At 62.7% G+C, this 22,958-nt stretch carries 24 protein-coding genes and 3 pseudogenes; 15 read left to right on the top strand and 12 right to left on the bottom strand.

What is annotated here, in order from left to right; all coding sequences use genetic code 11:
• The first annotated feature begins 105 nt into the window (after positions 1 to 105).
• Positions 106 to 1,902 carry an ABC transporter transmembrane domain-containing protein gene (locus AC1D3C_RS12390; RefSeq protein ID WP_477483097.1) on the top strand — a complete coding sequence of 599 codons (1,797 nt, stop codon included), beginning with the start codon at positions 106 to 108 and terminating at the stop codon, positions 1,900 to 1,902.
• 119 nt (positions 1,903 to 2,021) lie between these two features.
• Complete coding sequence (locus AC1D3C_RS12385) at positions 2,022 to 3,293, top strand: glucoamylase family protein (RefSeq protein ID WP_477483096.1); 1,272 nt, start codon at positions 2,022 to 2,024, stop codon at positions 3,291 to 3,293.
• Here the strand turns inward: AC1D3C_RS12385 and AC1D3C_RS12380 are convergent.
• The 4 genes from AC1D3C_RS12380 to AC1D3C_RS12365 all read right to left on the bottom strand — a co-directional run bounded on the left by AC1D3C_RS12380 (position 3,290) and on the right by AC1D3C_RS12365 (position 6,596).
• Positions 3,290 to 3,508, bottom strand: coding sequence for a hypothetical protein (locus AC1D3C_RS12380; protein WP_477483095.1), 219 nt, complete (start codon positions 3,506 to 3,508; stop codon positions 3,290 to 3,292). The genes AC1D3C_RS12385 and AC1D3C_RS12380 overlap by 4 nt on opposite strands.
• Positions 3,509 to 3,571: 63 nt before the next feature.
• Positions 3,572 to 4,603 carry a peptidoglycan -binding protein gene (locus AC1D3C_RS12375; protein ID WP_247036111.1) on the bottom strand — a complete coding sequence of 344 codons (1,032 nt, stop codon included), beginning with the start codon at positions 4,601 to 4,603 and terminating at the stop codon, positions 3,572 to 3,574.
• Positions 4,604 to 4,606: 3 nt separating this feature from the next.
• Positions 4,607 to 5,659, bottom strand: a complete 1,053-nt coding sequence (locus AC1D3C_RS12370) for a flagellar motor protein MotA (protein WP_477483094.1) — start codon at positions 5,657 to 5,659, stop codon at positions 4,607 to 4,609.
• A gap of 136 nt (positions 5,660 to 5,795) precedes the next feature.
• Entirely contained in the window at positions 5,796 to 6,596 is an 801-nt protein-coding gene (locus AC1D3C_RS12365; RefSeq protein ID WP_247036107.1) for an inositol monophosphatase family protein, read from the bottom strand.
• A 198-nt stretch (positions 6,597 to 6,794) separates the two neighbouring features.
• Here AC1D3C_RS12365 and AC1D3C_RS12360 point away from each other — a divergent pair, with 198 nt between their 5' ends.
• The gene (locus tag AC1D3C_RS12360; protein WP_477483093.1) at positions 6,795 to 7,130 is read left to right on the top strand and encodes a hypothetical protein; all 336 of its coding nucleotides are present in this window, start codon (positions 6,795 to 6,797) and stop codon (positions 7,128 to 7,130) included.
• Between the two features lie 110 nt (positions 7,131 to 7,240).
• Here the strand turns inward: AC1D3C_RS12360 and AC1D3C_RS12355 are convergent, their stop codons facing one another.
• Both AC1D3C_RS12355 and AC1D3C_RS12350 read right to left on the bottom strand, forming a co-directional pair.
• Positions 7,241 to 8,386: a tetratricopeptide repeat protein gene (locus tag AC1D3C_RS12355; protein WP_477483249.1), complete on the bottom strand. Its 1,146-nt coding sequence runs from the start codon at positions 8,384 to 8,386 to the stop codon at positions 7,241 to 7,243.
• Positions 8,386 to 9,039 (bottom strand): thiamine phosphate synthase, encoded by a 654-nt coding sequence (locus tag AC1D3C_RS12350; protein ID WP_477483092.1) that lies wholly within the window; start codon positions 9,037 to 9,039, stop codon positions 8,386 to 8,388. The genes AC1D3C_RS12355 and AC1D3C_RS12350 overlap by 1 nt, the downstream gene beginning before the upstream one ends.
• Positions 9,040 to 9,156: 117 nt before the next feature.
• On the opposite strand from AC1D3C_RS12350, the gene AC1D3C_RS12345 reads away from it, so the two are divergent.
• Positions 9,157 to 9,927, top strand: coding sequence for a sulfite exporter TauE/SafE family protein (locus AC1D3C_RS12345; protein ID WP_247036100.1), 771 nt, complete (start codon positions 9,157 to 9,159; stop codon positions 9,925 to 9,927).
• A 114-nt stretch (positions 9,928 to 10,041) separates the two neighbouring features.
• The gene (locus tag AC1D3C_RS12340; protein WP_038544997.1) at positions 10,042 to 10,302 is read left to right on the top strand and encodes an ArsR/SmtB family transcription factor; all 261 of its coding nucleotides are present in this window, start codon (positions 10,042 to 10,044) and stop codon (positions 10,300 to 10,302) included.
• Between the two features lie 152 nt (positions 10,303 to 10,454).
• Here AC1D3C_RS12340 and AC1D3C_RS12335 read toward each other — a convergent pair whose 3' ends face one another.
• Positions 10,455 to 10,631 carry a YdcH family protein gene (locus AC1D3C_RS12335; RefSeq protein WP_038544999.1) on the bottom strand — a complete coding sequence of 59 codons (177 nt, stop codon included), beginning with the start codon at positions 10,629 to 10,631 and terminating at the stop codon, positions 10,455 to 10,457.
• 230 nt (positions 10,632 to 10,861) lie between these two features.
• Between AC1D3C_RS12335 and AC1D3C_RS12330 the strand changes: the two genes are divergently transcribed.
• From AC1D3C_RS12330 to AC1D3C_RS12300, 7 genes are all read left to right on the top strand, one after another.
• Positions 10,862 to 11,065 (top strand): YdcH family protein, encoded by a 204-nt coding sequence (locus AC1D3C_RS12330; RefSeq protein ID WP_037077103.1) that lies wholly within the window; start codon positions 10,862 to 10,864, stop codon positions 11,063 to 11,065.
• A gap of 10 nt (positions 11,066 to 11,075) precedes the next feature.
• Positions 11,076 to 11,573 carry a 5-(carboxyamino)imidazole ribonucleotide mutase gene (gene purE / locus AC1D3C_RS12325; protein ID WP_007757842.1) on the top strand — a complete coding sequence of 166 codons (498 nt, stop codon included), beginning with the start codon at positions 11,076 to 11,078 and terminating at the stop codon, positions 11,571 to 11,573.
• On the top strand, positions 11,570 to 12,649 hold the full coding sequence (locus AC1D3C_RS12320) for a 5-(carboxyamino)imidazole ribonucleotide synthase (protein ID WP_477483091.1): 1,080 nt from the start codon (positions 11,570 to 11,572) through the stop codon (positions 12,647 to 12,649). The genes purE and AC1D3C_RS12320 overlap by 4 nt, the downstream gene beginning before the upstream one ends.
• A gap of 123 nt (positions 12,650 to 12,772) precedes the next feature.
• Positions 12,773 to 12,898, top strand: coding sequence for a type B 50S ribosomal protein L36 (gene ykgO, locus AC1D3C_RS12315; protein ID WP_007607121.1), 126 nt, complete (start codon positions 12,773 to 12,775; stop codon positions 12,896 to 12,898).
• A gap of 100 nt (positions 12,899 to 12,998) precedes the next feature.
• Positions 12,999 to 13,619, top strand: coding sequence for a hypothetical protein (locus tag AC1D3C_RS12310; protein ID WP_477483090.1), 621 nt, complete (start codon positions 12,999 to 13,001; stop codon positions 13,617 to 13,619).
• A 19-nt stretch (positions 13,620 to 13,638) separates the two neighbouring features.
• Positions 13,639 to 14,679, top strand: coding sequence for an alpha/beta fold hydrolase (locus AC1D3C_RS12305; protein WP_477483089.1), 1,041 nt, complete (start codon positions 13,639 to 13,641; stop codon positions 14,677 to 14,679).
• A 74-nt stretch (positions 14,680 to 14,753) separates the two neighbouring features.
• Positions 14,754 to 15,488, top strand: a complete 735-nt coding sequence (locus tag AC1D3C_RS12300; RefSeq protein WP_477483088.1) for a hypothetical protein — start codon at positions 14,754 to 14,756, stop codon at positions 15,486 to 15,488.
• 69 nt (positions 15,489 to 15,557) lie between these two features.
• On the opposite strand, the gene pyk is transcribed toward AC1D3C_RS12300, so the two are convergent.
• Together pyk and AC1D3C_RS12290 are read right to left on the bottom strand one after the other, a co-directional pair.
• Complete coding sequence (gene pyk, locus AC1D3C_RS12295) at positions 15,558 to 16,997, bottom strand: pyruvate kinase (protein ID WP_038545015.1); 1,440 nt, start codon at positions 16,995 to 16,997, stop codon at positions 15,558 to 15,560.
• Positions 16,997 to 17,389: pseudogene (locus AC1D3C_RS12290) on the bottom strand (DUF1036 domain-containing protein); the annotation flags it as partial. The pseudogene AC1D3C_RS12290 and the gene pyk, both read right to left, overlap by 1 nt.
• A gap of 290 nt (positions 17,390 to 17,679) precedes the next feature.
• On the opposite strand from AC1D3C_RS12290, the gene AC1D3C_RS12285 reads away from it, so the two are divergent.
• The 3 genes from AC1D3C_RS12285 (at position 17,680) to AC1D3C_RS12275 (ending at position 19,178) form a co-directional block, all read left to right on the top strand.
• Positions 17,680 to 18,471, top strand: coding sequence for an N-formylglutamate amidohydrolase (locus AC1D3C_RS12285; RefSeq protein ID WP_477483087.1), 792 nt, complete (start codon positions 17,680 to 17,682; stop codon positions 18,469 to 18,471).
• Between the two features lie 24 nt (positions 18,472 to 18,495).
• Positions 18,496 to 18,819, top strand: coding sequence for a DUF1244 domain-containing protein (locus tag AC1D3C_RS12280; RefSeq protein WP_477483086.1), 324 nt, complete (start codon positions 18,496 to 18,498; stop codon positions 18,817 to 18,819).
• Between the two features lie 86 nt (positions 18,820 to 18,905).
• Positions 18,906 to 19,178, top strand: a complete 273-nt coding sequence (locus tag AC1D3C_RS12275) for a DUF2312 domain-containing protein (protein ID WP_007752220.1) — start codon at positions 18,906 to 18,908, stop codon at positions 19,176 to 19,178.
• 88 nt (positions 19,179 to 19,266) lie between these two features.
• On the opposite strand, the gene AC1D3C_RS12270 is transcribed toward AC1D3C_RS12275, so the two are convergent.
• The 3 genes and pseudogenes from AC1D3C_RS12270 to AC1D3C_RS12260 form a co-directional block, all read right to left on the bottom strand.
• The gene (locus AC1D3C_RS12270) at positions 19,267 to 21,183 is read right to left on the bottom strand and encodes a peptidoglycan L,D-endopeptidase MepK (RefSeq protein WP_477483085.1); all 1,917 of its coding nucleotides are present in this window, start codon (positions 21,181 to 21,183) and stop codon (positions 19,267 to 19,269) included.
• A 188-nt stretch (positions 21,184 to 21,371) separates the two neighbouring features.
• Positions 21,372 to 21,548, bottom strand: a pseudogene (locus AC1D3C_RS12265) (helix-turn-helix domain-containing protein); the annotation flags it as partial.
• 197 nt (positions 21,549 to 21,745) lie between these two features.
• Positions 21,746 to 22,934: pseudogene (locus AC1D3C_RS12260) on the bottom strand (sigma-54-dependent transcriptional regulator); the annotation flags it as partial.
• Positions 22,935 to 22,958: the final 24 nt, after the last annotated feature.

The raw sequence follows: 22,958 nt of genomic DNA, 5'->3' as shown, positions 1-22,958 counted from the left end.
TGGTCACGGCTTCCCAATTCGATGCGGAGCCTATACAGGAAGGTCGCCGGAAGTACAAGTACCCGCAAGGCCGAGAAATGAGCCTTTCGAGCCTATGGAGATGACGTGGCAGACGCCCGAGAAAACCAGCCGAGAGGCAAAGCCTTAAGACCGCTCGCAAGGCTCCTTCCCTATCTTGCACGGTATCGTTCGATGGTCGCCGCGGCAATCGTTTTCCTGGCGCTCGCCGCAGCTACGACGCTCGCTCTGCCGCTTGCCGTGCGCCGCATGGTCGATCACGGTTTTGCCTCGTCCGACGGTCATTTCATCAACAACTATTTCGGCATGCTGCTGGCCTTGGCGGCCCTCCTCGCCGTCGCAAGCGCCATGCGCTACTATTACGTCATCACGATAGGCGAACGGGTCGTCGCCGACCTGCGCCGCGAGGTTTTCTCGCATGTGACGTCGCTGTCGCCGTCCTTCTTCGACGTCAACCAGTCCGGCGAGATCGTCTCGCGGTTGACCGCCGACACGACCCAGATCAAGTCCGCCTTCGGCTCCTCGGCCTCGCAGGCTCTGCGCAATACCATCCTCTGTCTCGGCGCGATGGCTATGATGATCTATACCAGCCCGCGCCTCTCCGCGCTGGTGCTCGGCGCCATCCCGCTGATCGTCTTTCCGCTGGTCGGTTTCGGTCGCTCGGTCAGAAAACGCTCCCGCGCCGCCCAGGACACGCTTGCCCAGACCTCCGCCTTCGCATCAGAAGTGATCGGCGCGACCCGTACCGTACAGGCTTTCGGCGGCGAGGCGACCGCAAACGGCCGTTACGGCGGCACGGTGGAAAGCGCCTATGACGCCGCTCGCACCGCCATCAAGGCCCGCGCGCTTTTGACCGGCTTCGGCATCCTGCTTGTTTTCGGCAGCATCGTCGGCGTGCTCTGGTACGGCGCCCAGAGCGTGCTGGCCGGCACCATGACCGCCGGCACGCTCGGCCAATTCGTGCTCTATTCGGTGATCGCGGCAAGTTCGCTCGGCCAGCTGTCCGAAGTCTGGGGCGAGCTTTCCGCAGCCGGCGGCGCCGCCGAGCGCCTGACCGAACTGCTGCAGGAAGTCCCGGCCATCCGCGACACCGAAAACCCTGTCGCACTCCCCTCCCCGCCGCGCGGCGAAGTGGAGTTCGAGACGGTCTCCTTCGCCTATCCCGCCCGCGTCAGCGCCATCACATTGAATTCCCTGTCCTTCAAGGTGAAATCCGGCGAGACGGTGGCGATCGTCGGGCCGTCCGGTGCCGGCAAGAGCACGATCTTCTCGCTGCTGCTGCGCTTTTATGATCCCTCCGCCGGGTCGGTGAAGCTCGACGGCATCGACCTGCGCCAGGCAAGGCTCGCCGAACTGCGTTCCCGCCTCGCCATCGTGCCCCAGGACGTGACCATCTTCGCCGCCTCCATCCACGATAACATCGCCTTCAGCGCTCCGGATGCCAGCCGCGAGGCTGTCCGCGCCGCGGCAAAAGCCGCCCAGGCAGATGAGTTCATCTCGCGGCTCGACAACGGCTACGACACCATGGCCGGCGAGCGCGGCATCACCCTTTCCGGTGGCCAGCGCCAGCGCATCGCCATCGCCCGCGCAATTCTCAAGGACGCTCCGGTCCTGCTGCTCGATGAGGCGACTTCGGCACTCGACGCGGAAAGTGAAACGCTGGTCCAGAAGGCGCTCGACGGACTGATGAAGAACCGCACCACTTTGGTCATCGCGCATCGGCTGGCGACCGTTCTCAAAGCCGACCGCATCCTCGTGCTGGAAGACGGGCGGATCGTCGAAGAAGGCACCCATCAAAGCCTGATCACCGAGGGCGGCCTCTATGCCAAGCTTGCACGGCTGCAGTTCCACGATATCGAACGGCAGAGCGCCACGGCGCTCTGATCCTTCACGCCAACGTGTTTCACTTGGCTTAAGCTGGAAGTGAACCGGGCGCGCCGAGTGCCTACCTGCTGTAGAACCGCTAGTATCGCAGATACCATTGCCGCCAGAAGCTTGAGATCATGAATTTCAGTCAATTGCCGCCCAGCCCAACCCTCGACGATTGCCTCGACAAGATACAGTCCCAAACCTTTCGCTTCTTCTGGGATGGTGCCCATCCCGAATCAGGGCTGCCGTTCGACAAGTGCTTCGTTTCGGGCGCGCCTTCTCCCGGCATCGTATCGGTCAGCGGCGTCGGCTTTGGGGTGCTTGCTATCATCGTCGCCTGCGAACGCCAGTGGATCACCCGTTCGCAGGCACTGGCACGCATATCGACCATCATCGATCATCTGAGGCACTCCCCAACTTTCCGCGGGGCATTCGCGCATTTCATCGACGGCTCGACGAACGACGTCATCCGCTTCTCCGGACGGGACGACGGCGGCGACCTCGTCGAAACGACGCTGCTGATGCAAGGCCTGATCTGCGCGCGGGAATATTTCGCCGGTGGGACCGCTCGGGAAGCGAAATTGCGGGTGGATATCACGCGATTGTTCGACGAGGTGGAATGGAACTGGTTCACCCGCGGCAAGGATGAAGCCCTCTACTGGCACTGGAGCCCGAACTACGACTGGGCCATGAACCTGCCGATCCGCGGCTGGAACGAGGCCTTGTCCTGTTATGTCCTGGCGGCCGGCTCCAACACCCATCCGATCAAGCCGGAGAGCTACCATGCGGGCTGGGCCCGGTCTGGCGCCATGCGCAACGGCGCGACTTACCTCGGAACCGAACTTCCGCTTGGCGAGCCCTATGGTGGTCCGCTCTTCATCTCGCATTATTCGTTCTGCACGCTGGACCCGAGAGGCCTTAGCGACCGCTATTGCAGCGACTACCACAGCCAGGCCGTGGCCCATACGCGCATCAACCACGATTATTGCCTGGCCGTGCCCGATTACGCGAATGCCGGCGTCTGGGGCCTCAGCGCATCCGACGGACCGCAAGGATATGGCGCCCATTCGCCGACATTCGATCGCGGCGTCATCGCCCCGACCGCCGCCCTGTCGAGTTTCCCCTTCCTGCCCGCCGAGGCAGAAAGCGCCATGCGCGCATTGCTTCGGTATGGCGATGGCAAGCTGCTCGGTGCATTCGGCTTCGTCGATGCCTTCGCCCCGAAGGCAGACTGGGTGGCCGGCACATATCTTGCCATCGACCAGGGCCCGATCATCGCGATGATCGAGAATTATCGATCCGGCCTGCTGTGGCGCCTGTTCATGAACGCGCCCGAGGTGCGTCGCGGCCTGGAGCGGCTGGGCTTCACGTCGACCACCCATTCCATCGCGGCGGAAAATACCTAGTCCAGGCGCCTGAACGTCCACTTCACCACGTAGTCGCCGTTGCGCTTCACCTTGGTCTTGGTCCGCACCTCGACCGGCCCGCCGAGAGCAGCCTCCGCCTCTTCGAACGCCTGGCGCGCCTCGGCCATCGCCTTGTGATAGACGCTGTTGTCGCGTTTCGGGCTTTCCGCGACCTCCTTCAGAAGGACGCTCATATCCGGCTTGTCTTCGGCCATCCCTTGGGTTCTTCCCCGCCGCCTGGATTTAGCGGCCTTCAATGAATACGAAAATGACCAGGCTTACCGCTCGGTGAGCTTCAGCTCGATGCGGCGGTTCTGGGAGCGGGCGTCGGGCGTATCGCCTTGGGCGAGCGGCTGGAACTCGCCGAAGCCGGCAGCGACGAGCCGGTTGGCCGGCACGCCCTTGGAGATCAGGTATTTGACCACCGACGTGGCACGGGCCGAGGAAAGCTCCCAGTTGTCGCGATAACGGCCGGTGCCGGTAAGCGGCGAATTGTCGGTGTGACCATCGACGCGCAGCACCCAGTTGATCTCGGCCGGTATTTCCTTGGCAAGATCCAGCAGCGCCGCCGCAAGCTTGTCCATCTCGACCCGACCGGCCGGATCGAGCTCGTTGCCGCCGACCGGAAAGAGCACCTCCGACTGGAACACGAAACGGTCTCCAACGATACGGATGTTCTCGCGGTCGGAGAGAATCTCCCGCAACCGGCCAAAGAAATCCGAGCGGTAGCGGTTCAGTTCCTGGACGCGCTGCGCCAGCGCGACGTTAAGGCGCCGGCCGAGATCGGAGATCTGTGCCTGCGACGAGGCATCCTTTGCTTCCGAGGCCTGCAACGCCTGTTCGACTGCCGCAATCTGGGCCCGCAGCGCCGCGATCTGCTGGTTGAGCAGCTCGACCTGGCTTGCGGCGCGGGCACTCAACTGTTGTTCCTGGTTGAGCTGGTTGGTGAGGTCGCCGATGCGGGCATTGGCGGCGCTGCTATTGCCGGTGCCCTGGCTCAGAAGCTGCTGCAGGCGCGAGCGGTCGGCCTCGGCGGTGGCGAGCGACGACTGCAGGTTGGCAAGCTGATCCTCGACATCCTGGTTATTGCCTTTTTCGAGCGCCAGCAGTTCCGTCAGCTCGGCGATCTGGCTGTTCAGCCGGTTCAGCACCTCGTCGCGGCCGGTGATTTCACGGCTGAGCAGGAACTGCGCCAGCACGAACACCGTGAGCAGGAACATGATGGCGAGCAGCAGCGTGGACAGCGCATCCACGAAACCCGGCCAATAGTCGACGCCCCGCTCCCGGCGGCGGCTCTTGCCAAGCGCCATCGCTTACTTCCCCCCGATCTTGTCGGAAAGCCGATCGAGCGTGCGGCGCAAAGCCTTCGATTCCTCCTGCTGCGCCTCGATCCAGTCGCGCAACATCTGCTGTTCGTTGCGCATGTTCTTGACGAGGCCCTGGATGCCTTCGGCAAGATTGGCCATGGCCGACAGCGACCGCTCGTTCTGATGGGCGTCGACAGGGCCCTTGGTCTGGGCGGATGCGAGTGCACGCAGCTGCTCCGTCAGCGCCCTCAAATCTTCCGAAGAGCCGCTCGCCAGGGTTTCGGCGACGACCGGCGGCATGTCCGATCCGAGATCGGTCACCGAAGACAGCCAGTTTTCGAGTTCCGTGTAGAAGCGATTCTGGGCGCGGCCGGCCTGCAGGTCGAGGAAGCCCAGGATCAGTGATCCGGAAAGGCCGAGCAGCGAGGACGAAAACGCCGTGCCCATGCCGGTCAAAGGCTGGGCAAGGCCGCTCTTGATGGCGGCGAGCACGTCGTTGGAACTGCCGGAATTCGGGTCGAGCGCCCCGATCACGTTGCTGATCGAGCCGATGGTCTGGATGAGGCCCCAGAACGTGCCGAGAAGGCCGAGAAAAACGAGCAGGCCGATGAGATAACGCGAGGTGTCGCGTGATTCGTCGAGGCGCGTGCCGATCGTGTCGAGGATGGAGCGGAAGGCATTGGTGGACAGCGCCATTCTGCGGCGGCTGCCGATCAGGGTGCGCATCGGCGCCAGAAGGCGCGGTTCGCGACCGACCTTGTCGGCGTTACCGGCGGCGCGGAAGGAATTGAACCAGCGCACTTCCGGCATCAGGGCGATCACCTGGTTGAAAACCAGAATCACGCCGATCAGGAGAACGCCGAGAATGAGGCCGTTCAGGCCCGGATTGGTCTGGAAGGCATGCGCAGCCTGGCGGTAGAGGATCGACGCGACGAAACCGACGATGATCAGGAAGATCAGCATCGTCCATAAAAACGATGCGGGATTGGACAGTTTATAGGCATAACCGCCGCGGTTCGTTTCAGACGCGTCCAAATCGTCCACTGTCGCATTCGCCATAATAAGCCTTCGCCTCCGGTAGTCTGCCGGCCCGGAGGCTAGTTGAAAAATGCGACGAATTGAAGTGCAGAAGCTTAGGAAAACAGTCAGCTATTCAGTACTGCAGCGCTAAGCTGGGCGGTGGCGCAAAAATGCCTCAGCGGGTCGGAATGGGCCGGTTGACCACGTCGATCAGCGCCTTCTGGATCAGCTCGTTGCCGGCCACGACATTGCCGCTGCCGAAGATATCGGTGGTGCCCTTCATGTCGGAGACGAACCCGCCGGCCTCGCGGATGAGGATCAGGCCGGCCGCCATGTCCCACGGCGAAAGCTCGGTTTCCCAGAAACCGTCGAGCCTGCCGGCGGCGACATAGGCAAGGTCGAGAGCCGCCGCGCCGAAGCGGCGCATGCCGGCCACTTCGCCCATGACGTGGCGCAGTTCGACGAGGAACTTGCCGTGATTGCCGCGGCCGAGATGCGGCATGCCGCAGCCGATCACGCAGTCGGACAGCACCCGGCGGGCAGCGACGCGGATGCGGCGATCGTTCATGAAGGCGCCGCCGCCCTTTTCGGCGGTGAACAGCTCGTCCGTCGCCGGGTTGAACACGACGCCGGCAACCACTTCGCCGTTACGCTCGAGCGCAACGGAGACTGCGAACTGCGGAATGCCATGCAGGAAGTTGGTGGTGCCGTCGAGCGGATCGACGATCCAGCGATGCGCGCCGTCGGTGCCCTTCAGCTCTTCGCTTTCCTCACCGAGGAAACCGTAGGTCGGACGCGATTTCAGCAGCTCGTCGCGGACGATCTTTTCCGCCTTCAGATCCGCCTGAGACACGAAATCACTGGGGCCCTTCACCGAAACCTGCAGGTTCTGCACCTCGCCGAAATCCCTGGAGAGCGACTTGCCTGCCTTGAGGGCAGCCTGAACCATGACGTTGAGAAGGGCGGAGCGGGCCATGCGGGAAATCCTTGGGGGTTGTCCCGACTTGTCGTCTGGACGGGACGGCGTTTTATGAGCGATTTTTTGATTGGCGGCTTCAAGACCATAAAACAGCGCGAAATTCAAGTCGTCCGCCGAAACGCGGGCATTGCCGCCGCTGACCGCGTCTGCAAAACTGGGTCCATCTTGTCCCGGCTGTATCACGGAGGAAGCAGGATGAAGGCTACGCTGCCGCTGACCTTGAGCCTCGCGCTGCTTGCCACCATGGCCGCGGCATCGCTCGCAGCCTGGTTCATAATAACGCCAGGTGCAGACCTTGCCATGCATTTCCGCCTCGACGGCACGCCCGACCGTTATGCGCCGGCCCCCTTCGCGCTGTCGATCATCCCGGCCGCCGCACTCGTCTCGACGGCGATCTTTGCGCTGACCCGACGCTTCGACCGCAGGGCTGCCGATAAGCCGGTACTCTATATGGCCCTCTGGATCTTCGTGATTGTCGTTTTGGCGGGAGGTCACGCGATGATCGTCGGCCACGCTTTGTCGGCGAATTGATCGGGCCGGCTATTTGCCGCACCGTCTCCCGGCGCTTCGCTTTGGCTCAGCGCGTTCGGCCCTGCAATCGATTCACTGGATCGATTGCTCCGGCTTTGCCGGAGCAGGCCTCACCCACGCCGGAACTTGTTCGCCGCGTCGATCGCCTGGCGCTGAGTTTCCTCGTTGATCCCGAGATAGAAGTCTTCAAGCTCAGGGTCCTGCAGGCCGGCGCGGCGTGACAGCACGTACCATTTTGCCGCCTCGACCGGATTGGGCCGGGTGCCGAGCGCGTTGATATAGAGATGGGCGAGCTTGTTCTGGGCCACGACATTGCCGCGATGGGCCGCGATCCGTAGCCATTCGAAACCCTTTTCGTAGTTGCGCTCTCCAGCGATGCCGTTGACCATCCAGAGGCCCATGTCGAGCTGCGCGGTGTCGAAACCGGCATCTGCGGCACGCTCCAGCCATTCGCGGGCCCGCGCCTTCTTTTCCGCCGGCAGGTCCTTCAGCGCCACATAGACTTGCGCCACCGCATATTGGCTATCGGCAACGCCTTGCCTTGCAGATTTTTCGTAGAAGGGCAGTGCCAGACGCAGGCCTTTGTCGCCGGGATTTTCGGAAACCAGGATCTGCGCCCAGTTGAACTGCGCCGAGGCATTGCCGGCCTCTGCCGCCTTGCGCATGAAATCGTCGGCTTGCCGCTTGTCGCGTGGCACATCCCGGCCGGTCATCAGCAGCAGCGCATACTGGAACATCGCAGCTGGATCGCCGCCTTCCGCCGCCTTCTGATACCAGTATGCCGCTGTCTTCGCATCCCGCTTGATGCCGAGCCCCTTGGTCATCATCTCCGCGACCAGGGTTTGGGCCGCTGCATCGCCGGCTCCGGCCCGGGTCAGCGCCTTGTCGAGCGCCGTCAGGTATAACCCGCGCTGGTAGGCCCCGTAGGCATCGTCGACGGTACCGGTATAGGCTTTTTCAGGCGGCGCGGGCGGCAGGGCTGCGCCCATCCGCTGGTAAAGTTCGACGCCGCCCGAGGGAACGATCCCGCTCGGCTGGCCATCTGGCTCCTTGGTTCCCTTTGCTGAGCCCGGAACCGGCTGGATCTCGACCCGACCCTTTTTCATCGGCTGGAAATTGGGCTCCACCGGCCGGGTCACGGCCCTGGAATTCGCCTGCGCCAGCGCAAGGCAAGGCATTGCCGCCGAAGCGATGAACGTCGCCAGCAGCCCTTTGAGAATCACGCGGGAAAGGCGGTTCGACGGCATGGGCTCCATCAAGCCCCAAACCGTGGCGCTTTTTCGTCCAGAATTGCGTTGACTTCGGCGACCGCGGCGCCGGGGCCCTGGGGGTTGGAAAATACCGCTTCCCTGAGCGCCACGAACTCCGCGCCGGTCTCCGCGACGGCAAGCGCCGAGGAGGTATCGGTGCCGCCCATGACGATGCAGGGGATCTCGATCATCGATGCCCACCATTCGCCGAGCGCGAGGTTTTTCGGATGTGCTTCCGGCTTGATATCACCGTCGAGCTTGCCGAAGAAGATATAGTCGGGACGATGTTCGCCGATCGCAAGCGCCTGATGCCGGTCGCCCGCCCCGCCGGTGCCAACGATCATCTTCGGCACGAATTTCTCGATCGCCTCCCCCAGCTCGGTGAGGTCTCCGCCAAGATGCAGGCCATCCGCCTTGATGCGCCCGGCCACTCGGCTGTCCCCGGAGATCAGAGCGGCAGCACCCGCCGCCTGGATCAGTTCGACCAGTGCCTCCGCGCGCTTCTGGAACGCCTGGTCGTCGAGGCCATATTGCGGCACGATCACCGAGGCGACATCGCCGCCGGCAAGCGCTGCTTCGAGATCCCTGGCCTGCTGATCGGCATCGTCATATTGCGGCACGATCAGCACCAGGCGGCAGCGGTCTTCCTGTCCGGTCATGTTTCTTCCCGTTCGGCGGATCGGTTTATGAAATCCGCACTCGTTTTCTGTCCGCAAATTCGATAGACCGGACCGCCTGCCGGATCAACCATTCCCTCATCACCCGCCTGAGTCTTCATGCCCGATACGCTTAGCTTCGCGTTCTTCACCTTCGCCATCCCCGCCGTTCTGCTTGTCGGCCTCTCGAAAGGAGGCATTGGCGGCGCTATCGGGTTGCTCGGCGTGCCGCTGATGTCGCTCGCCGTGGACCCGGTCAAGGCGGCGGCGATCTTCCTGCCGATCCTGATCGTCATGGACATCGTCGCATTATGGTCCTGGCGGAACTTCAACGATCCCAGAACGCTGCTGATGATCCTGCCCGGCGGCATCATCGGCATCGCGCTCGGCTGGGCGACCTCGGCCTATGTCTCCGACAATGCGCTGCGCCTCGTCATCGCCGCGGCGACACTCCTGTTTACCGTGCGTTATTTCTGGCAGGTCTACGGTCCTCGCTCCAACCGGCCGGCGGCTCCCCTGCCGCACCGCCCGGCCGCCGCCACGTTCTGGGGCGCCTTGTCCGGTTACGCGAGCTTCGTCGCCCATGCCGGCGGACCGCCTTTCCAGATCTACGTCCTGCCGATGCGGCTCGATCCGAAATCCTACACCGGCGCCAGCATCCGCTTTTTCGCGATCGTCAACGCCGTCAAGGTCATCCCTTATTTCCTGCTGGGCGCGCTCGACGCGGAGAACCTCACCATATCCGCAACCCTGCTGCCGGTGGCCCTGATCGCGACCATGCTCGGCGCGGCCATCGTCAAGCATCTGAAGGCGGAGACCTTCTATCCGATGACTTACGGTCTGGCATTCTGTGCGGGATTGAAACTGCTGTGGGACGGCCTGCCGTTCTGACCCGGCAATGCAGGCGCGGCGTCGCTAAAAAAGCAACGCAAAATAAGGCAATCCATATTGTTGCGATGCACAATAAATCTTGCCGTCACCGGGCGTTTACCGTAAGTTCAACGCATGACAACCGTTGACCCCTTTGCAGCCATAGCTGATCCTAACCGGCGGTATCTGCTGGAGGAATTGCGGCGCGCTCCGAAAACCGTAAACGAACTTGCGCAAGGCCTGCCGATCAGCCGGCCCGCGGTATCGCAGCACTTGAAGGCGCTTCTGGACAGCAATCTGGTGAATGTGACKGCGGAAGGCACGCGGCGCATCTATTCCGTCAACAGCAAGGGCTTCGACAGGCTGAACCTGTGGCTTGATCAATTCTGGTCGTGACGACCGGGGCTTTTAAATCTTTTTGGATTTTGTGGTCCCCTGCACCACGACCAGAACCTTGTCATTGATATTTCTGGATTATTTTGCCGCCTTCATTATGCGCCTCTAACTGATGAAACAATGGGCGAGCGGCGGGTTCTCCTACTGAGGAACTAATGACGCGTGGATGCCTTTATGCGCTGCATTTGGTCCTTGATGCGCAGCTTACGCCGCTTGAGATCGGCTATTTCACGGTCGTCGGCGGAGGGTGACGCGAGAATTGCCTGGAGCTCCTCCTCCAAAGCACCATGCTTCTTTTCAAGCGATGCGATATGAGCCTGGACGGTCATGTGGCATGTTCCTTCCTTAGTACCTACCACGGCATTCCCTAATGCCGAGGCTTCAGGTTTACGAAGGAAGTGTGACACGATCGGCTGGCTTTGTCGAAGGTGAAATCATGGTTTCAAGGAGGCAAATTCGTGACCTTGTCTAACTTCCCGTTAACGCGGTTTGGTGGTAGAGGCTTGCGGAGAATGCCGGCGACCGCTGAAATGCCGGGCGTGAGAATGGGGACTGGAATATGGCAGATCAGGAACAGGCGGATGTCCGGCTGGTGCTCGCGAAACTTCGACAGGAACACGAGGATTACGACGCCGCCATCAATGCCATGATCCAGGTCGGCTGCGACGCTCTTCGCGTGCAGCGCATGAAAAAGAAGAAACTGTCGCTGAAGGACAAGATGACTCAGCTCGAAGATCAGATTGTTCCCGACATTATCGCGTAAGGGTCCCGCCATGTCTGAAAGACCTGCCGTCGCCATCATCATGGGTAGCCAGTCCGACTGGGAAACCATGAAGAACGCCGCCGATACGCTGGAAGCGCTCGATATCGGCTACGAGGCCCGTATCATCTCGGCGCACCGCACGCCGGAGCGGATGATGCAGTTCGCCAAGGGCGCCCGCGCCGAAGGGTTCCAGGTCATCATCGCCGGTGCCGGCGGTGCGGCACACCTGCCCGGCATGACCGCCGCCATGACGCCGCTGCCGGTTTTCGGCGTGCCGGTCCAGTCGAAGGCGCTGTCCGGCCAGGACAGCCTGCTGTCAATCGTCCAGATGCCGGCCGGCATTCCGGTCGGCACTCTCGCCATCGGCCGGGCCGGCGCCATTAACGCCGCCCTTCTGGCAGCCGCGGTTCTCGCCCTCAACGATGACGAGATTGCCGACCGGCTCGACGAATGGCGCGCCCGCCAGAGTGCGGCGGTTGCCGACTACCCAATCGACGAGGCTCCATGACTGTCCACACGATCGGCATCATCGGCGGCGGCCAGCTCGGCCGCATGCTGGCCATGGCCGCGGCCCGGCTGAACTTCCGCACGATCGTGCTCGAACCGCAGGTCGACTGCCCGGCAGCCCAGGTCGCCAACGCCCAGATCACCGCGGCTTATGACGATCCGGCAGCGCTCGCCGAACTCGCCAGCCGCTGCGACGTCGTCACCTACGAATTCGAAAACGTGCCGGTCACCGCCGCCGAGGCGCTGCAGCGCTCGGTGCCGGTCTATCCGCCGGCCAAGGCACTCGACATCTCCCAGGACCGGCTGACCGAAAAGCGCTTCCTGAATTCCTGCGGCATCGAGACCGCCCGATTCCATGCCGTCGACAGCCAGTCCGACCTCGAAAAGGCGCTCGCCGATTTCGGCGGCCAGGGCGTCCTGAAGACCCGCCGGATGGGTTATGACGGCAAGGGCCAGCGCGTCTTCCGCTCCGCCGAGGATAAACCCGCCGGCGCCTATGATGCGCTCGGCGGCGTGCCGCTGATTCTGGAAAGTTTCGTGCCCTTCGAACGCGAAGTGTCGATCATCGCCGCCCGCGCCAAGGACGGCACGGTTGCCTGCTACGATCCGGCTGAGAACATACACCGCGACGGCATTCTCCACACCTCGACCCTGCCCGCCAGGATTACCGAAGCGACGGCGAAGACCGCCCGCGAATCGGCCGAGAAGCTGCTCGCGGCGCTGGATTATGTGGGCGTCATCGGCATGGAGTTCTTCGTGATGGCGGATGGCACGCTGATCGCCAACGAGATCGCCCCGCGCGTCCACAATTCCGGCCACTGGACCGAAGCCACCTGCGTCGTGTCGCAGTTCGAGCAGCATATCCGTGCTGTCGCGGGCCTGGCGCTCGGCAACCCCGTCCGCCATTCCGACTGCGTGATGACCAACCTCATCGGCGACGACATTCTGGACGTACCCGCCTGGCTCTCCCGCGATGAGGTTCTGGTCCATCTCTACGGCAAGACGGAATCCCGACCGGGCCGGAAAATGGGCCATGTAACCGAATTGAAGGGCCCGAAAACGTCGTCACAAGGTTGACATGCAGATTGGCTCGGGTTATCTGCACGCCCAACTGAGAGCGCGCCCCTCGAAGAATCTTGGCGGCGCGCTTTTGATTGATAGACATGCGGCTTCGCGCCCACAGACTGCTGGACCAGGAAAATGAAGATCAAGAACTCGCTTAAGGCGCTGAAGGCTCGTCACCGCGATAACCGTCTGGTTCGCCGCAAGGGCCGCGTTTACATCATCAACAAGATGAACCCGCGCTTCAAGGCTCGTCAGGGCTGATATCGGCGTTCGGTTCCGGTCTTTGACCGCAGCCGATCAAATTGTCGGTAACACGACAAATCGGGTTTGACCTTCGGCGCAGGCGGATTACGTTATTCGCATGCGCTATTTTCGTTTCAGTACCCTGATTTTCGCCGCGAGCCTTGCCGCTTCGTCCGCTCTTGCTCAGACCGCGACACCCAAGCCGCCCGCAGCCCCGCCTGCCGCCGCTCCCGTCGTTCCGGCCGTCGCCCAGAAACCGGGCCGGCCCGTGGATGCTTTGTTCGATGCCCTGAAGCGCGAACGCAATCCGGAAAAGGCACGCGGTATCGCCAGCCAGATCATTGCCGACTTGAACGATTCGGGCAGCGCCACCGTCAACCTGCTGATGCAGTGGTCTGCAACCGCCATCAAGGAAAAGCGCAATGCCGCGGCACTTGATTTCCTCGATCAGGTGACGGTCCTCGATCCCGCCTTCGCCGAGGGCTGGAACCGCCGCGCCACGTTGCATTACACGATGGGCGACGCCCGCAAATCCATGGCCGACATCGCCGAAGTGCTGAAGCGCGAGCCGCGCCATTTCGGAGCGCTTGCCGGCATGGCCGGTATCCTGACGGAAGCTGGCAAGGACGAGCTTGCGCTGAAGGCATGGCAGGATTATCTGGCCATCTACCCCGCCGACCGCGATGCCCAGGAAGTGGTGACCAAGCTTTCCGAAAAGCTCGCCGGCAACAGGACCTGAGCCCTACGGCAGCCCGTCGATGATGATCTTGCCCCTTGCCATCGCCGGCATTGTTGCCACCGCTTTCTGCTTCACCGCCTGGAAGGCGAAGGCGATCGAGATCGCGTTCCCGAACACCGGCGAACTGATCGATGTCGGCGGCTTTTCCATGAACTCGCTGCATATGCCGAAACCGGCAGGCGCCGACTTGCCGGCGATCGTCTTCATCCATGGCGCAAGCGGCAATTTCCGCGATCAGGAGGCGGCCTTCCGAGGGGCGCTCGAAGGCCGCGCCGAAATGCTCTTCGTCGACCGGCCGGGCCATGGTTATTCCGAACGCGGAGGTCCTGAAAACGGTTTCCCGGACGGCCAGGCGGCGGCGATCGCAAGGCTGATGGAAAAGCGCGGCATCGACAAGGCGATCATATCGGGCCATTCCTTCGGCGGTGCGATCGCCGCGAGCTTCGCCCTTTACCATCCGGAAAAGACCGCCGGCCTGCTCTTTCTGGCGCCTGCCACCCATCCCTGGCCCGGCCGGATCGACTGGTACTACAATCTCACCGCCCGCCCGGTTATCGGCCGGTTGTTCAGCCATCTTCTCGCCCTGCCGGCCGGCCTCGTGGTGATGAAAACCGCCACTCGCTCGGTCTTTCATCCCAACCCCTGCCCCGAGACCTATCTTCGCGACGGGGCGCCGTATCTGGTCCTGCGCCCGAAAGTGTTTCGCAGCAATGCTATCGATGTCGCCAATCTCAACGGCTACGTCACGCGCGTCGCGCCGAGATACAGCGAGATCACCACACCAACGGTGATTATTACCGGCGACAGCGACGCGATCGTTGCGGAGGAAATCCACTCACGCGGGCTTGCCGATGATATCGCCGGCTCCGAACTCGTCTCGATCCGCAATCTCGGTCATAAGCCTGACTACGTGGCAACCGACGTCGTGATCACCGCGATCGAAAAGCTTTCCGGTCTCCCCCGCGACCTGAAGGCCGCGGCCCGCATCGCGGAAGCCCGCATCGCGCCGGCGGCGGAAGACTCGGCCCCGGAAATGGATCTCTCGATCGAAAAAACCTGAGCCCGGCTCCGATAAGCCAGCCACAAGCAAGCTGCCCGTCCCAACGTCCGAGTAAACGGAATCGGAGAGACGAGATGGAAATCGGCAGCATTGGCAGGGACTATTCCGCACGGTCCGCGAAGCCGGATAGCGCGACGAACGCCGCACCGGCATCGTCCGATCCGTCCAGCACCAAGGACGCGCCTTACGATCGCCTCGTCCATGGCCTGACGTCACTGAACAAGGCGACGGACGAGGCGGAAGAGCAGGCAAAGGCCCGCGCCAAACAGAAGCTCGACGACGCCAAGCAGCAACTCGAGTTCATGCGGCGCTGGGGGTTCGATCCGGAAGTGGTCGCCAAGCAGGCGGCCCAACTCGGCGTCATGGTCGCCGGCGCTGCACGAGAGTTCACCGAGGCGCTGACCGGAGCCGGCAACGGCGCCACATCCTCCGTTTCCGCCAATGCTCCGTCCGGAGCAGAGACGGCCGATCCTATGCTCGATGCGAGCGAGGAGGCTGCGGCCGCAGATACGACGGACGACGCGTCGGCGGAGGGCGACGAGCCGGTATCGTACGCCGAGCAGGCCTATCTCGAGGAGATGGACGAGACACCGCGGGAGGCGCCAAAACTGTCGCTGGACGACATCAAGACCGCGATGGAATTCAGCACGGTGGCCCGCCAGATCAAGGCACTTCTGGAAGAGGCCGCCCGCAGGCTGCGCGAACAGAACAGCACGGCCACTGTCCCCGGCACCCAGAACCTCGACGCCTCGGTCGACACGCTGACCGGCACGATCTCCGCCCTGCCAACGGTCGGCATCACCATCTGACCAATGGAAGTGCGCAATAAAAAACCGCCGGATCGCTCCGGCGGTTTTCGTTTGCCTGGATGATACGCCTCAGATGCCGCTCTGGCCGTCCGAGCCGATATAGGCGATGCGCAGCATGTTGGTGGCGCCGGGCGTGCCGAGCGGCACGCCGGCCGAGATGATGATCCGGTCGCCGGGCTTGCCGAAACCTTCCGACACGACGATCCGGCAAGCACGGTTGACCATGTCGTCGAGGTCGGTCGCGTCGCTGGTGACGACGCAATGCATGCCCCAGCCGACCGAAAGCCGCCGTGCCGTCTGGACGATCGGCGACAGCGCGATGATCGGCACCTGCGGGCGCTCGCGGGATGCGCGCAGGCCGGTCGTGCCCGACGAGGTGTAGGTGACGATAGCCGCCAGCTTCAAGGTTTCGGCGATCTGGCGGGCGGCCAGCGAAATGGCGTCAGCGCCGGTCGCTTCCGGTGTCGCACGCTGGGCATAGATGATGCTCGGATAGAGCGGATCCTGCTCGACCGTGCTGGCGATCGACGCCATCATCGAGACCGCCTCGACCGGATACTGGCCGGAGGCCGATTCGGCGGAAAGCATGATCGCATCGGCGCCTTCGAAAACGGCGATCGATACGTCCGACACTTCGGCGCGGGTCGGAACCGGGGCGGTGATCATCGATTCCAGCATCTGAGTGGCGACGACGACCGGCTTGCCGGCGCGCCGACACAAGCGGGTCAGCTGCTTCTGGATGCCCGGAACGGCTTCGATCGGCATTTCCACGCCGAGATCGCCGCGCGCCACCATCACCGCATCGGAAAGCTCGATGATTTCGTCGATGCGCTCCAGCGCCTGGGGCTTTTCGATCTTCGACATGATGCCGACACGGCCGCGGGCGATCTTGCGCACTTCGGCAAGGTCGTCGGGACGCTGGACGAAGGAAAGCGCCACCCAGTCGACATCGTCGGTCGCCAGAACCGCATCGAGGTCGATGCGATCCTTTTCGGTCAGCGCGCCGACGCCGAGCAGGGTATCGGGCAGGCTGACGCCCTTACGGTCGGAAATGCTGGTGCCGGCGACGACCTTGCAGACGATGCTCTTGCCGTCGGACTTCTCGGCCTTCAGCGCCAGCTTGCCGTCGTCGATCAGCAGGCGATGGCCCACTTTCACAGATTCGAGAATTTCCGGATGCGGCAGGAATACGCGGGTCTCGTCGCCGGGTTCGTCACGGCTGTCGAGCGTGAAGGTCTGTCCGGGGGTCAGCGTCACCTTGCCGGCCGCGAACTTGCCAACGCGCAGCTTCGGCCCCTGAAGGTCGGCGAGAATGCCGATCGGCCGGCCGCTGCGCTCTTCGACGGATCGGATGCGCTTGATCAGCGTGCGCATCAGGTCGTGGCTCGCATGGCTCATGTTGATGCGGAAGAGATCGGCCCCCGCTTCGTGCAGCTTCTGGATCATCTCCTCTTCGGACGAAGCGGGGCCGAGGGTGGCGAGGATCTTTACTTTGCGGTTGCGCCTCATCAGTTGTGGCCTTCTTGTGTGCCAGGCGTATCCGAAAGCTGGACCATCCAACTTCCCTGACGGCCCGTGTCATATTCCTTGAAGCCCATGCGCTGGAAGCCACGGGCAAAACAATCGTTGACGCCGACGATCTTGAACTCGTTCTCCGCGACGCACATGTTCACATTGCCGGTCCATCGGCCTCCCCGAGCTGCATCCTCGGCATAAAGATAATAGTAGCGCGACTGCAGTTCGCCTTCGATCAGCGTTGCGCAGGTGGAGGCCGGAACCTGCCACCAGCCTTCCGTGGTCCAGCCTTCGGTGGCGCGGTAGCCAATCGCCACGCCAACGAGGTTCTGCGTGGCGTTGCAAACGCGGAAATCCGCATGCGCGGCAGTCGCCGCGAAAAGCGGAATACCGGAGGCGACCATGGCGGCAAGCGCCGGAGCGGAAACGAGGGAGCGAAGATAAGCTTTTGGGGATTTTTTCGACACGGTTTCCGTCAGGACTCCATGGTTATTCGTGAAGCACTTTCTTCGCGCGGCGGAGTCGGAAAGTCAACGTAACTCTAATCGATTAGTCCGTCTCACGACCTCAACCCATGCTGATCGCGATGCCAGCACGGCTTGCGTCGCGACTTTCCCCATGTCATCAACACCCGTCTCTCGACCCACCTTTCGCAACCACTTCATTTTCGACGGCGATGCAGGACTTCATTCCTTTCGAGATCATAGAAGGCGATTATGACAGCGGCATGGTGCTGCTCGCCGACCATGCGATGAACCGCCTGCCCGCTTCCCATGGCAGCCTCGGTCTTCCGGAGAGCGCCTTCCATCGCCATATCGCCTTCGACATCGGCGTCGAGGGGCTGACCCGCCAGCTGGCGGCGATGCTGAACGTGCCGGCCGTGCTCGGCTGTTTCTCCCGCCTGCTGATCGATCCGAACCGCGGCGAGGACGATCCGACCCTGATCATGAAGATTTCCGACGGGGCGATCATCCCCGGGAATCATCCGATCACGCAGGAAGAATGGGATTTCCGCCTCGATACCTATCACCGGCCCTATCATCGGGCCGTCGAGCGCACCATCGCCAAGGCAGGCAGCCCGGGCCGCGCGCCGCTCGTCCTGTCGCTGCATTCCTTCACGCCGTTCTGGAAGGGCGTCGCCCGCCCCTGGCACGCGGCCGTGCTCTGGGACAGCGACGATCGCGCCGTGAAGCCTCTCCTGCACCTGCTTGGCGAACCCGGCGACATCGTCGTCGGCGACAACGAACCCTATGACGGTGCGCTTAAAGGTGACACCATGTACCGGCACTGCATGGTGTCGGGAATTCCACACGCGCTTCTCGAGGTCCGCCAGGACCTGATCGGCGACGAGACCGGCATCACCGCCTGGGCGGAAAGGCTGGCGCCGGTCTTCAAGAGGCTCAACACCGACCCCACATTGCATGAATACAGGATCTTTCCCTCGCGCACCGGCCCCTATCCGGTCTGACGCGACGACACCCGGAGATGCGCCATGAGCGAACTCACGCCAATAGAATTGACCAGAGAACAGCAGACCGAATTCGAGGCCGCCGCTTTCCGCCGTCTCGTCCAGCACCTGCGCGAGCGCACCGACGTGCAGAATATCGACCTGATGAACCTCGCCGGCTTCTGCCGCAACTGCCTGTCGAACTGGTATCGCGATGCCGCCAACGGTGCCGGCATCGACCTCTCCAAGGACGCCTCCCGCGAGATTGTCTATGGCATGCCCTACGAGGATTGGAAAAATCTGCACCAGGCGGAAGCCTCGGATGCACAAAAAGCCGCATTCGACGTGAACAAGCCCGTCCATGGCTGATCGATTTGCCGATTGCGCTTGACCTTGCGGCGGCTTTTCGGCAGTTGACGACCATTCATTGAAATCTACACGATCAGGAGGCCCCGATGTCTGATGCTCATGGCGTCGCCCGCGACCAGCTTCGCGCATTTATCGAGCGTATCGAACGACTGGAAGAAGAAAAGAAGACCATCGCCGACGACATCAAGGATGTCTACGGCGAAGCCAAGGGCATGGGCTACGACACCAAGATCATGAAGAAGGTCATCGCCCTTCGCAAGAAGGACGATCAGGAGCGCATGGAAGAGGATCTGATCCTCGATACCTATCTCCAGGCACTCGGCATGATCGAAGCCCCAGCCGACCAGGATGCCGCCTGATCTTTCGCAAGACATGCAGGCCAGGCACCAAGCATGAAAAAACCCGCCATTTCGGCGGGTTTTTTATGGTCTTCGATCAGTCCGGCGATCAGTTGTTCGGGCCGCTGAAACGGTTCGGGTCGATCGCTACCGTGGCGGCAACCGGCCTGAAGCCGCCGCCGGAATAACCTGCCGAGTATTCGTTGTTGAGGGTGCGGCTGACGACGCGCGGTGCCTTCATCGAGGCCGCGGCGCCGGCGCGATTGTTGTTGAGAGCCCATTTCGCCAGCACGTCGCCCGTCAGCGCGCCGCCGCTTGCAGCCTGCGGTGCAGACGTACGGCCGCCCTTCGCTGGGATCGGAAGTGCGCTTGTCGAAGCGGAGACCGGGCTGCGTGGCGTATCGAAACCGTCACCGAACTGCGCGCCCTTGTTAGAATGGATCACTTTCGGAGAAACCGACGCCGTTTCGACGGGCTTCTGGACCGGCATCGGAGCCGCCGCCATTGCCGCAGCAGGCTGGGCCGGTGCCGGCTGGGTCGGTGCTGGTTGAGTCGGAGCCGGCTGAGCCGAGGCAACCGGCGCGGGTGGCGCTGCCGCCGGACGCGGTTCGACGCTCTGTGCAAGCGCCGCAACGAGGGCCGGCGTCAGCTCCTGCTGTTCCTCCGCCTTGGCAGCGGGCGCCGCAGCGGCAATGTTCGGACGCTGGCCGGGAAGCGGTACGGACGCGGCATCCTCTTGAGCGCGCATCGGGCCAACGGATGCGGTCATCACGCCGCTTTCCGCGTCACCCTTGAAGCCACGCGGTCCGAGCAGCGTCGGGACCGGAATAGTATAGGCGGAAAGATCGGCGAAGGTTTCGCCGCCGGGCTGGGCGGGAGCCGACGCCTGCAGGGCGAGCGCTTCCTGGGCCGGATTACGCGCCGGAGAATAGAGCGCCGTCGCAAGCCCGCCCGCATCCGAACGGAAAGCGGGGCGCGAAAGCGGTACGGGCGCTGCAATCGTCTGCGCCTGTGCCGGAGCCTGGGCTTGAGCCTGCGTCTGGCCTGTCAAAGGCGAAGCCGAGGCAACCGCGACGGGCGCTTCGCCCTCGTCGTCGTCTGCAGCGGGCTTGGCAGCCGGAGCCCCACGCTTCGCCACGGCCGGAGCCGTGTTTTCCGCGTTGTCCTCCTCCTCGTCGGCACCACCGCCGCCGAACAGGAAGGCCAGCAGGTTCGGCTGCCGCTTGCGTTCCGAGCCGTCGCCGCGGATGCCGGCACCGGCGGTGCTGGCGATCTGGATCGAATCGGAACCGACGCGCCGCTTGTAATCCGCCATCGCCGCTTCGTAGCCGGGAAGCGGCTTGCCGTCGGCGGGAAGATGGATCGTGTTGCCGTTCGGGAATATCTGCACCAGCTCCTGGCGCGTCATCCGCGGCCAGGCGCGCACGCCGCCGACATCGAGATGCACGAAGGGCGAACCCGAAGTCGGATAATAGCCGACGCCGCCGACCTGCATCTGCATGGCGAGCCCGCGCAGCGTCGAAAGCTTCACGCCCGGAATGTAGAAGTCCATGGCCTTGCCGAGCATGTGCTGGCTGTTCTTGGCGACACCGGTGTAGCGCGAACGGGTGCGCAGCATGTTGTTGGTGGTGGGAGAACGATAGGCCGAAACCACATGGATATAGTCGGAAGCGCCGGAACGGCGGTAGACTTCCCAGACGAGATCGAAGAGCCGCGGGTCCATCCTGGCCGGCTCGTTGCGGCGCCAGTCGCGCAGGAACTGGTTGATCTGGGCGAGGCCCTTGGGATCGAACTTGCCATTGCGCTTGAAGGTGATGACGGCTTTTTCGCCGGTATGGACGAAATAGAGTTTGAGGCTCTTTTCCTGTGCGGCGGCATCACTTGCGGAGACCGAAAGCACGGGCAGAGCCATCAGCACCAACAGGGCGACGGCCGTAACGCATTTGGTGAGGCCGGCAAAAAGCCCGACTTTGCCGCCGCGCCTCTTCTCACCCGAAGGCGTTTCTTTTGCATACTGATCCGGCAAAACGATCCCCGTCCTGTCGACAACGTCCCACGTTGCCTCAAATGACTGTCAATTGCGGTGACACGATGGCAAATGTGCCACACATGTACAAGCTTCTCCCGTATAGTCAACAATTGACTAATCAGAGATTGACAGACGTTGGCAGGACATCCTTGCGCGAAGGTTAACACTCGCTAATACATTAGTAATTACGCGGCTTCCCTCAGGGGATCATCAGGATCGATGCCGTAATCCTTGAGTTTACGATAAAGCGTCGAGCGTCCGATGCCGAGCTTGCGGGCAACCTGGCTCATCTGGCCGCGATAGAACTTCAGCGCGAAGCGGATCAGCTCCTCCTCGACATCGGCAAGCTTCCTCACTTCGCCCGTGTCGTCGGTACTGACGATGACGTTTTCCTGGGGATAAGCGGCGGCGAGCATCGCCTTCGCATCCGGCCTGCCGACCCGCCCCTTGTCGTTATTGGCAAATACCGGCGAATCGGCGAGCGCCTCGCGCATGGCGTGATCGGACAAGACACCCGGCGCGGGCATGACGGCAGTCGCCGCCAGTTCCGCCTGCCGGAATTCCGGGATCTGCGCAGCGATCTGCGGAAAATCGTCTTCGGTAAGTTCGTCGCCCTCGGCAAGCACCACCGCCCGGAACACGGCGTTTTCGAGCTGGCGGATATTGCCCGGCCAGTCGTAGGCTGTCAGAAGCGCGAGCGCCCCGGCGCCGACCGACAGCGTCCTGTTGAGCTTCTGCTCGGTCGAGAACCGTTCGGCAAAGACGCGGGCGAGATGCGGAATGTCTTCCTTGCGGCGGCGCAGCGCCGGAATGGTGATCGGGAAGACGTTGAGGCGATAATAGAGGTCCTCGCGGAAGCGGCCGGCGCGGACTTCCTCGATCAGGTCCTTGTTGGTCGCTGAAATCAGCCGGACGTTGACCTTCTGGACCTTGGAGGCACCGACGGTCTCGACTTCGCCCTGCTGCACGGCGCGCAACAGCTTCACCTGCACGTCGAGCGGCAAATCGCCGATCTCGTCGAGGAAAAGCGTGCCGCCATCGGCTTCGACGAATTTGCCGGTATGTTTTTCAGAAGCGCCTGTGAAGGCGCCCTTCTCGTGGCCGAAGAGGATGCTTTCCACGAGATTGTGCGGAATGGCGCCGCAATTGACGGTAATGAAAGGCTTGCCGGCCCGGTCGCTGTTCGACTGGATAGCTCGTGCGATCATTTCCTTGCCGACGCCGGATTCACCTTCCAGCACCACCGGGATGTTGGAATGGGCGGCGCGCTGGGCGAGGTCGATGACCCGCAGCATGTCGGGGCTTGCCGAGATGATATCGCCGAAACCGACGGCGCCGGCGCGATGGCGGCGGCCGACGCGGGCCTTCGATTCCTTCTGGTCGAGCTTCAGCGCATTGGAAATCGAGGCGCCGATCCGTTCCGGCGACACCGGCTTGACGACGAAATCGAAGGCACCGGCGCGCATCGCCTGCACCACGTATTCGATGCTGCCCTGTCCCGTCTGGACGATGACGGGCGTTTCGACGCCGAGTTCCCGGATCGCCGCGAGGAAGGTGAGGCCGTCCATTTCCGGCATCATCAGATCGAGCACGATGACATTGATGTCGGTCGCGGTGCGCTTCAGGAACTCCAGCGCCACCAAGCCGTTCTCGGCGAGATGGGCGACATGGCCGTAACGTTCCACCGCATTTTTCAACAGGCGACGCTGAATAGGATCGTCATCGACAACGAGGATTTGCGCAATCATGCTCGGCTCCCAGCAATGGTCATC

The organism is Neorhizobium sp. P1_A6, assembly GCF_056406795.1.
The sequence above is the reverse complement of the archived record's forward strand: the minus strand, read 5'-3'. Positions and strand labels throughout refer to the sequence as shown.

Coding starts and splice junctions, on each gene's coding strand:
- AC1D3C_RS12375 (WP_247036111.1), bottom strand. CDS start 4,603: ATGGCGCTTGGCAAGAGCCGCCGCCGGGAGCGGGGCGTCGACTATTGG.
- AC1D3C_RS12305 (WP_477483089.1), top strand. CDS start 13,639: ATGATGATCTTGCCCCTTGCCATCGCCGGCATTGTTGCCACCGCTTTC.
- pyk (WP_038545015.1), bottom strand. CDS start 16,997: ATGAGGCGCAACCGCAAAGTAAAGATCCTCGCCACCCTCGGCCCCGCT.
- ykgO (WP_007607121.1), top strand. CDS start 12,773: ATGAAGATCAAGAACTCGCTTAAGGCGCTGAAGGCTCGTCACCGCGAT.
- AC1D3C_RS12335 (WP_038544999.1), bottom strand. CDS start 10,631: ATGACCGTCCAGGCTCATATCGCATCGCTTGAAAAGAAGCATGGTGCT.
- purE (WP_007757842.1), top strand. CDS start 11,076: ATGTCTGAAAGACCTGCCGTCGCCATCATCATGGGTAGCCAGTCCGAC.
- AC1D3C_RS12300 (WP_477483088.1), top strand. CDS start 14,754: ATGGAAATCGGCAGCATTGGCAGGGACTATTCCGCACGGTCCGCGAAG.
- AC1D3C_RS12370 (WP_477483094.1), bottom strand. CDS start 5,659: ATGGCGAATGCGACAGTGGACGATTTGGACGCGTCTGAAACGAACCGC.
- AC1D3C_RS12350 (WP_477483092.1), bottom strand. CDS start 9,039: ATGACCGGACAGGAAGACCGCTGCCGCCTGGTGCTGATCGTGCCGCAA.
- AC1D3C_RS12345 (WP_247036100.1), top strand. CDS start 9,157: ATGCCCGATACGCTTAGCTTCGCGTTCTTCACCTTCGCCATCCCCGCC.
- AC1D3C_RS12280 (WP_477483086.1), top strand. CDS start 18,496: ATGAGCGAACTCACGCCAATAGAATTGACCAGAGAACAGCAGACCGAA.
- AC1D3C_RS12320 (WP_477483091.1), top strand. CDS start 11,570: ATGACTGTCCACACGATCGGCATCATCGGCGGCGGCCAGCTCGGCCGC.
- AC1D3C_RS12360 (WP_477483093.1), top strand. CDS start 6,795: ATGAAGGCTACGCTGCCGCTGACCTTGAGCCTCGCGCTGCTTGCCACC.
- AC1D3C_RS12380 (WP_477483095.1), bottom strand. CDS start 3,508: ATGGCCGAAGACAAGCCGGATATGAGCGTCCTTCTGAAGGAGGTCGCG.
- AC1D3C_RS12365 (WP_247036107.1), bottom strand. CDS start 6,596: ATGGCCCGCTCCGCCCTTCTCAACGTCATGGTTCAGGCTGCCCTCAAG.
- AC1D3C_RS12385 (WP_477483096.1), top strand. CDS start 2,022: ATGAATTTCAGTCAATTGCCGCCCAGCCCAACCCTCGACGATTGCCTC.
- AC1D3C_RS12275 (WP_007752220.1), top strand. CDS start 18,906: ATGTCTGATGCTCATGGCGTCGCCCGCGACCAGCTTCGCGCATTTATC.
- AC1D3C_RS12355 (WP_477483249.1), bottom strand. CDS start 8,386: ATGGAGCCCATGCCGTCGAACCGCCTTTCCCGCGTGATTCTCAAAGGG.
- AC1D3C_RS12310 (WP_477483090.1), top strand. CDS start 12,999: ATGCGCTATTTTCGTTTCAGTACCCTGATTTTCGCCGCGAGCCTTGCC.
- AC1D3C_RS12285 (WP_477483087.1), top strand. CDS start 17,680: ATGCAGGACTTCATTCCTTTCGAGATCATAGAAGGCGATTATGACAGC.
- AC1D3C_RS12330 (WP_037077103.1), top strand. CDS start 10,862: ATGGCAGATCAGGAACAGGCGGATGTCCGGCTGGTGCTCGCGAAACTT.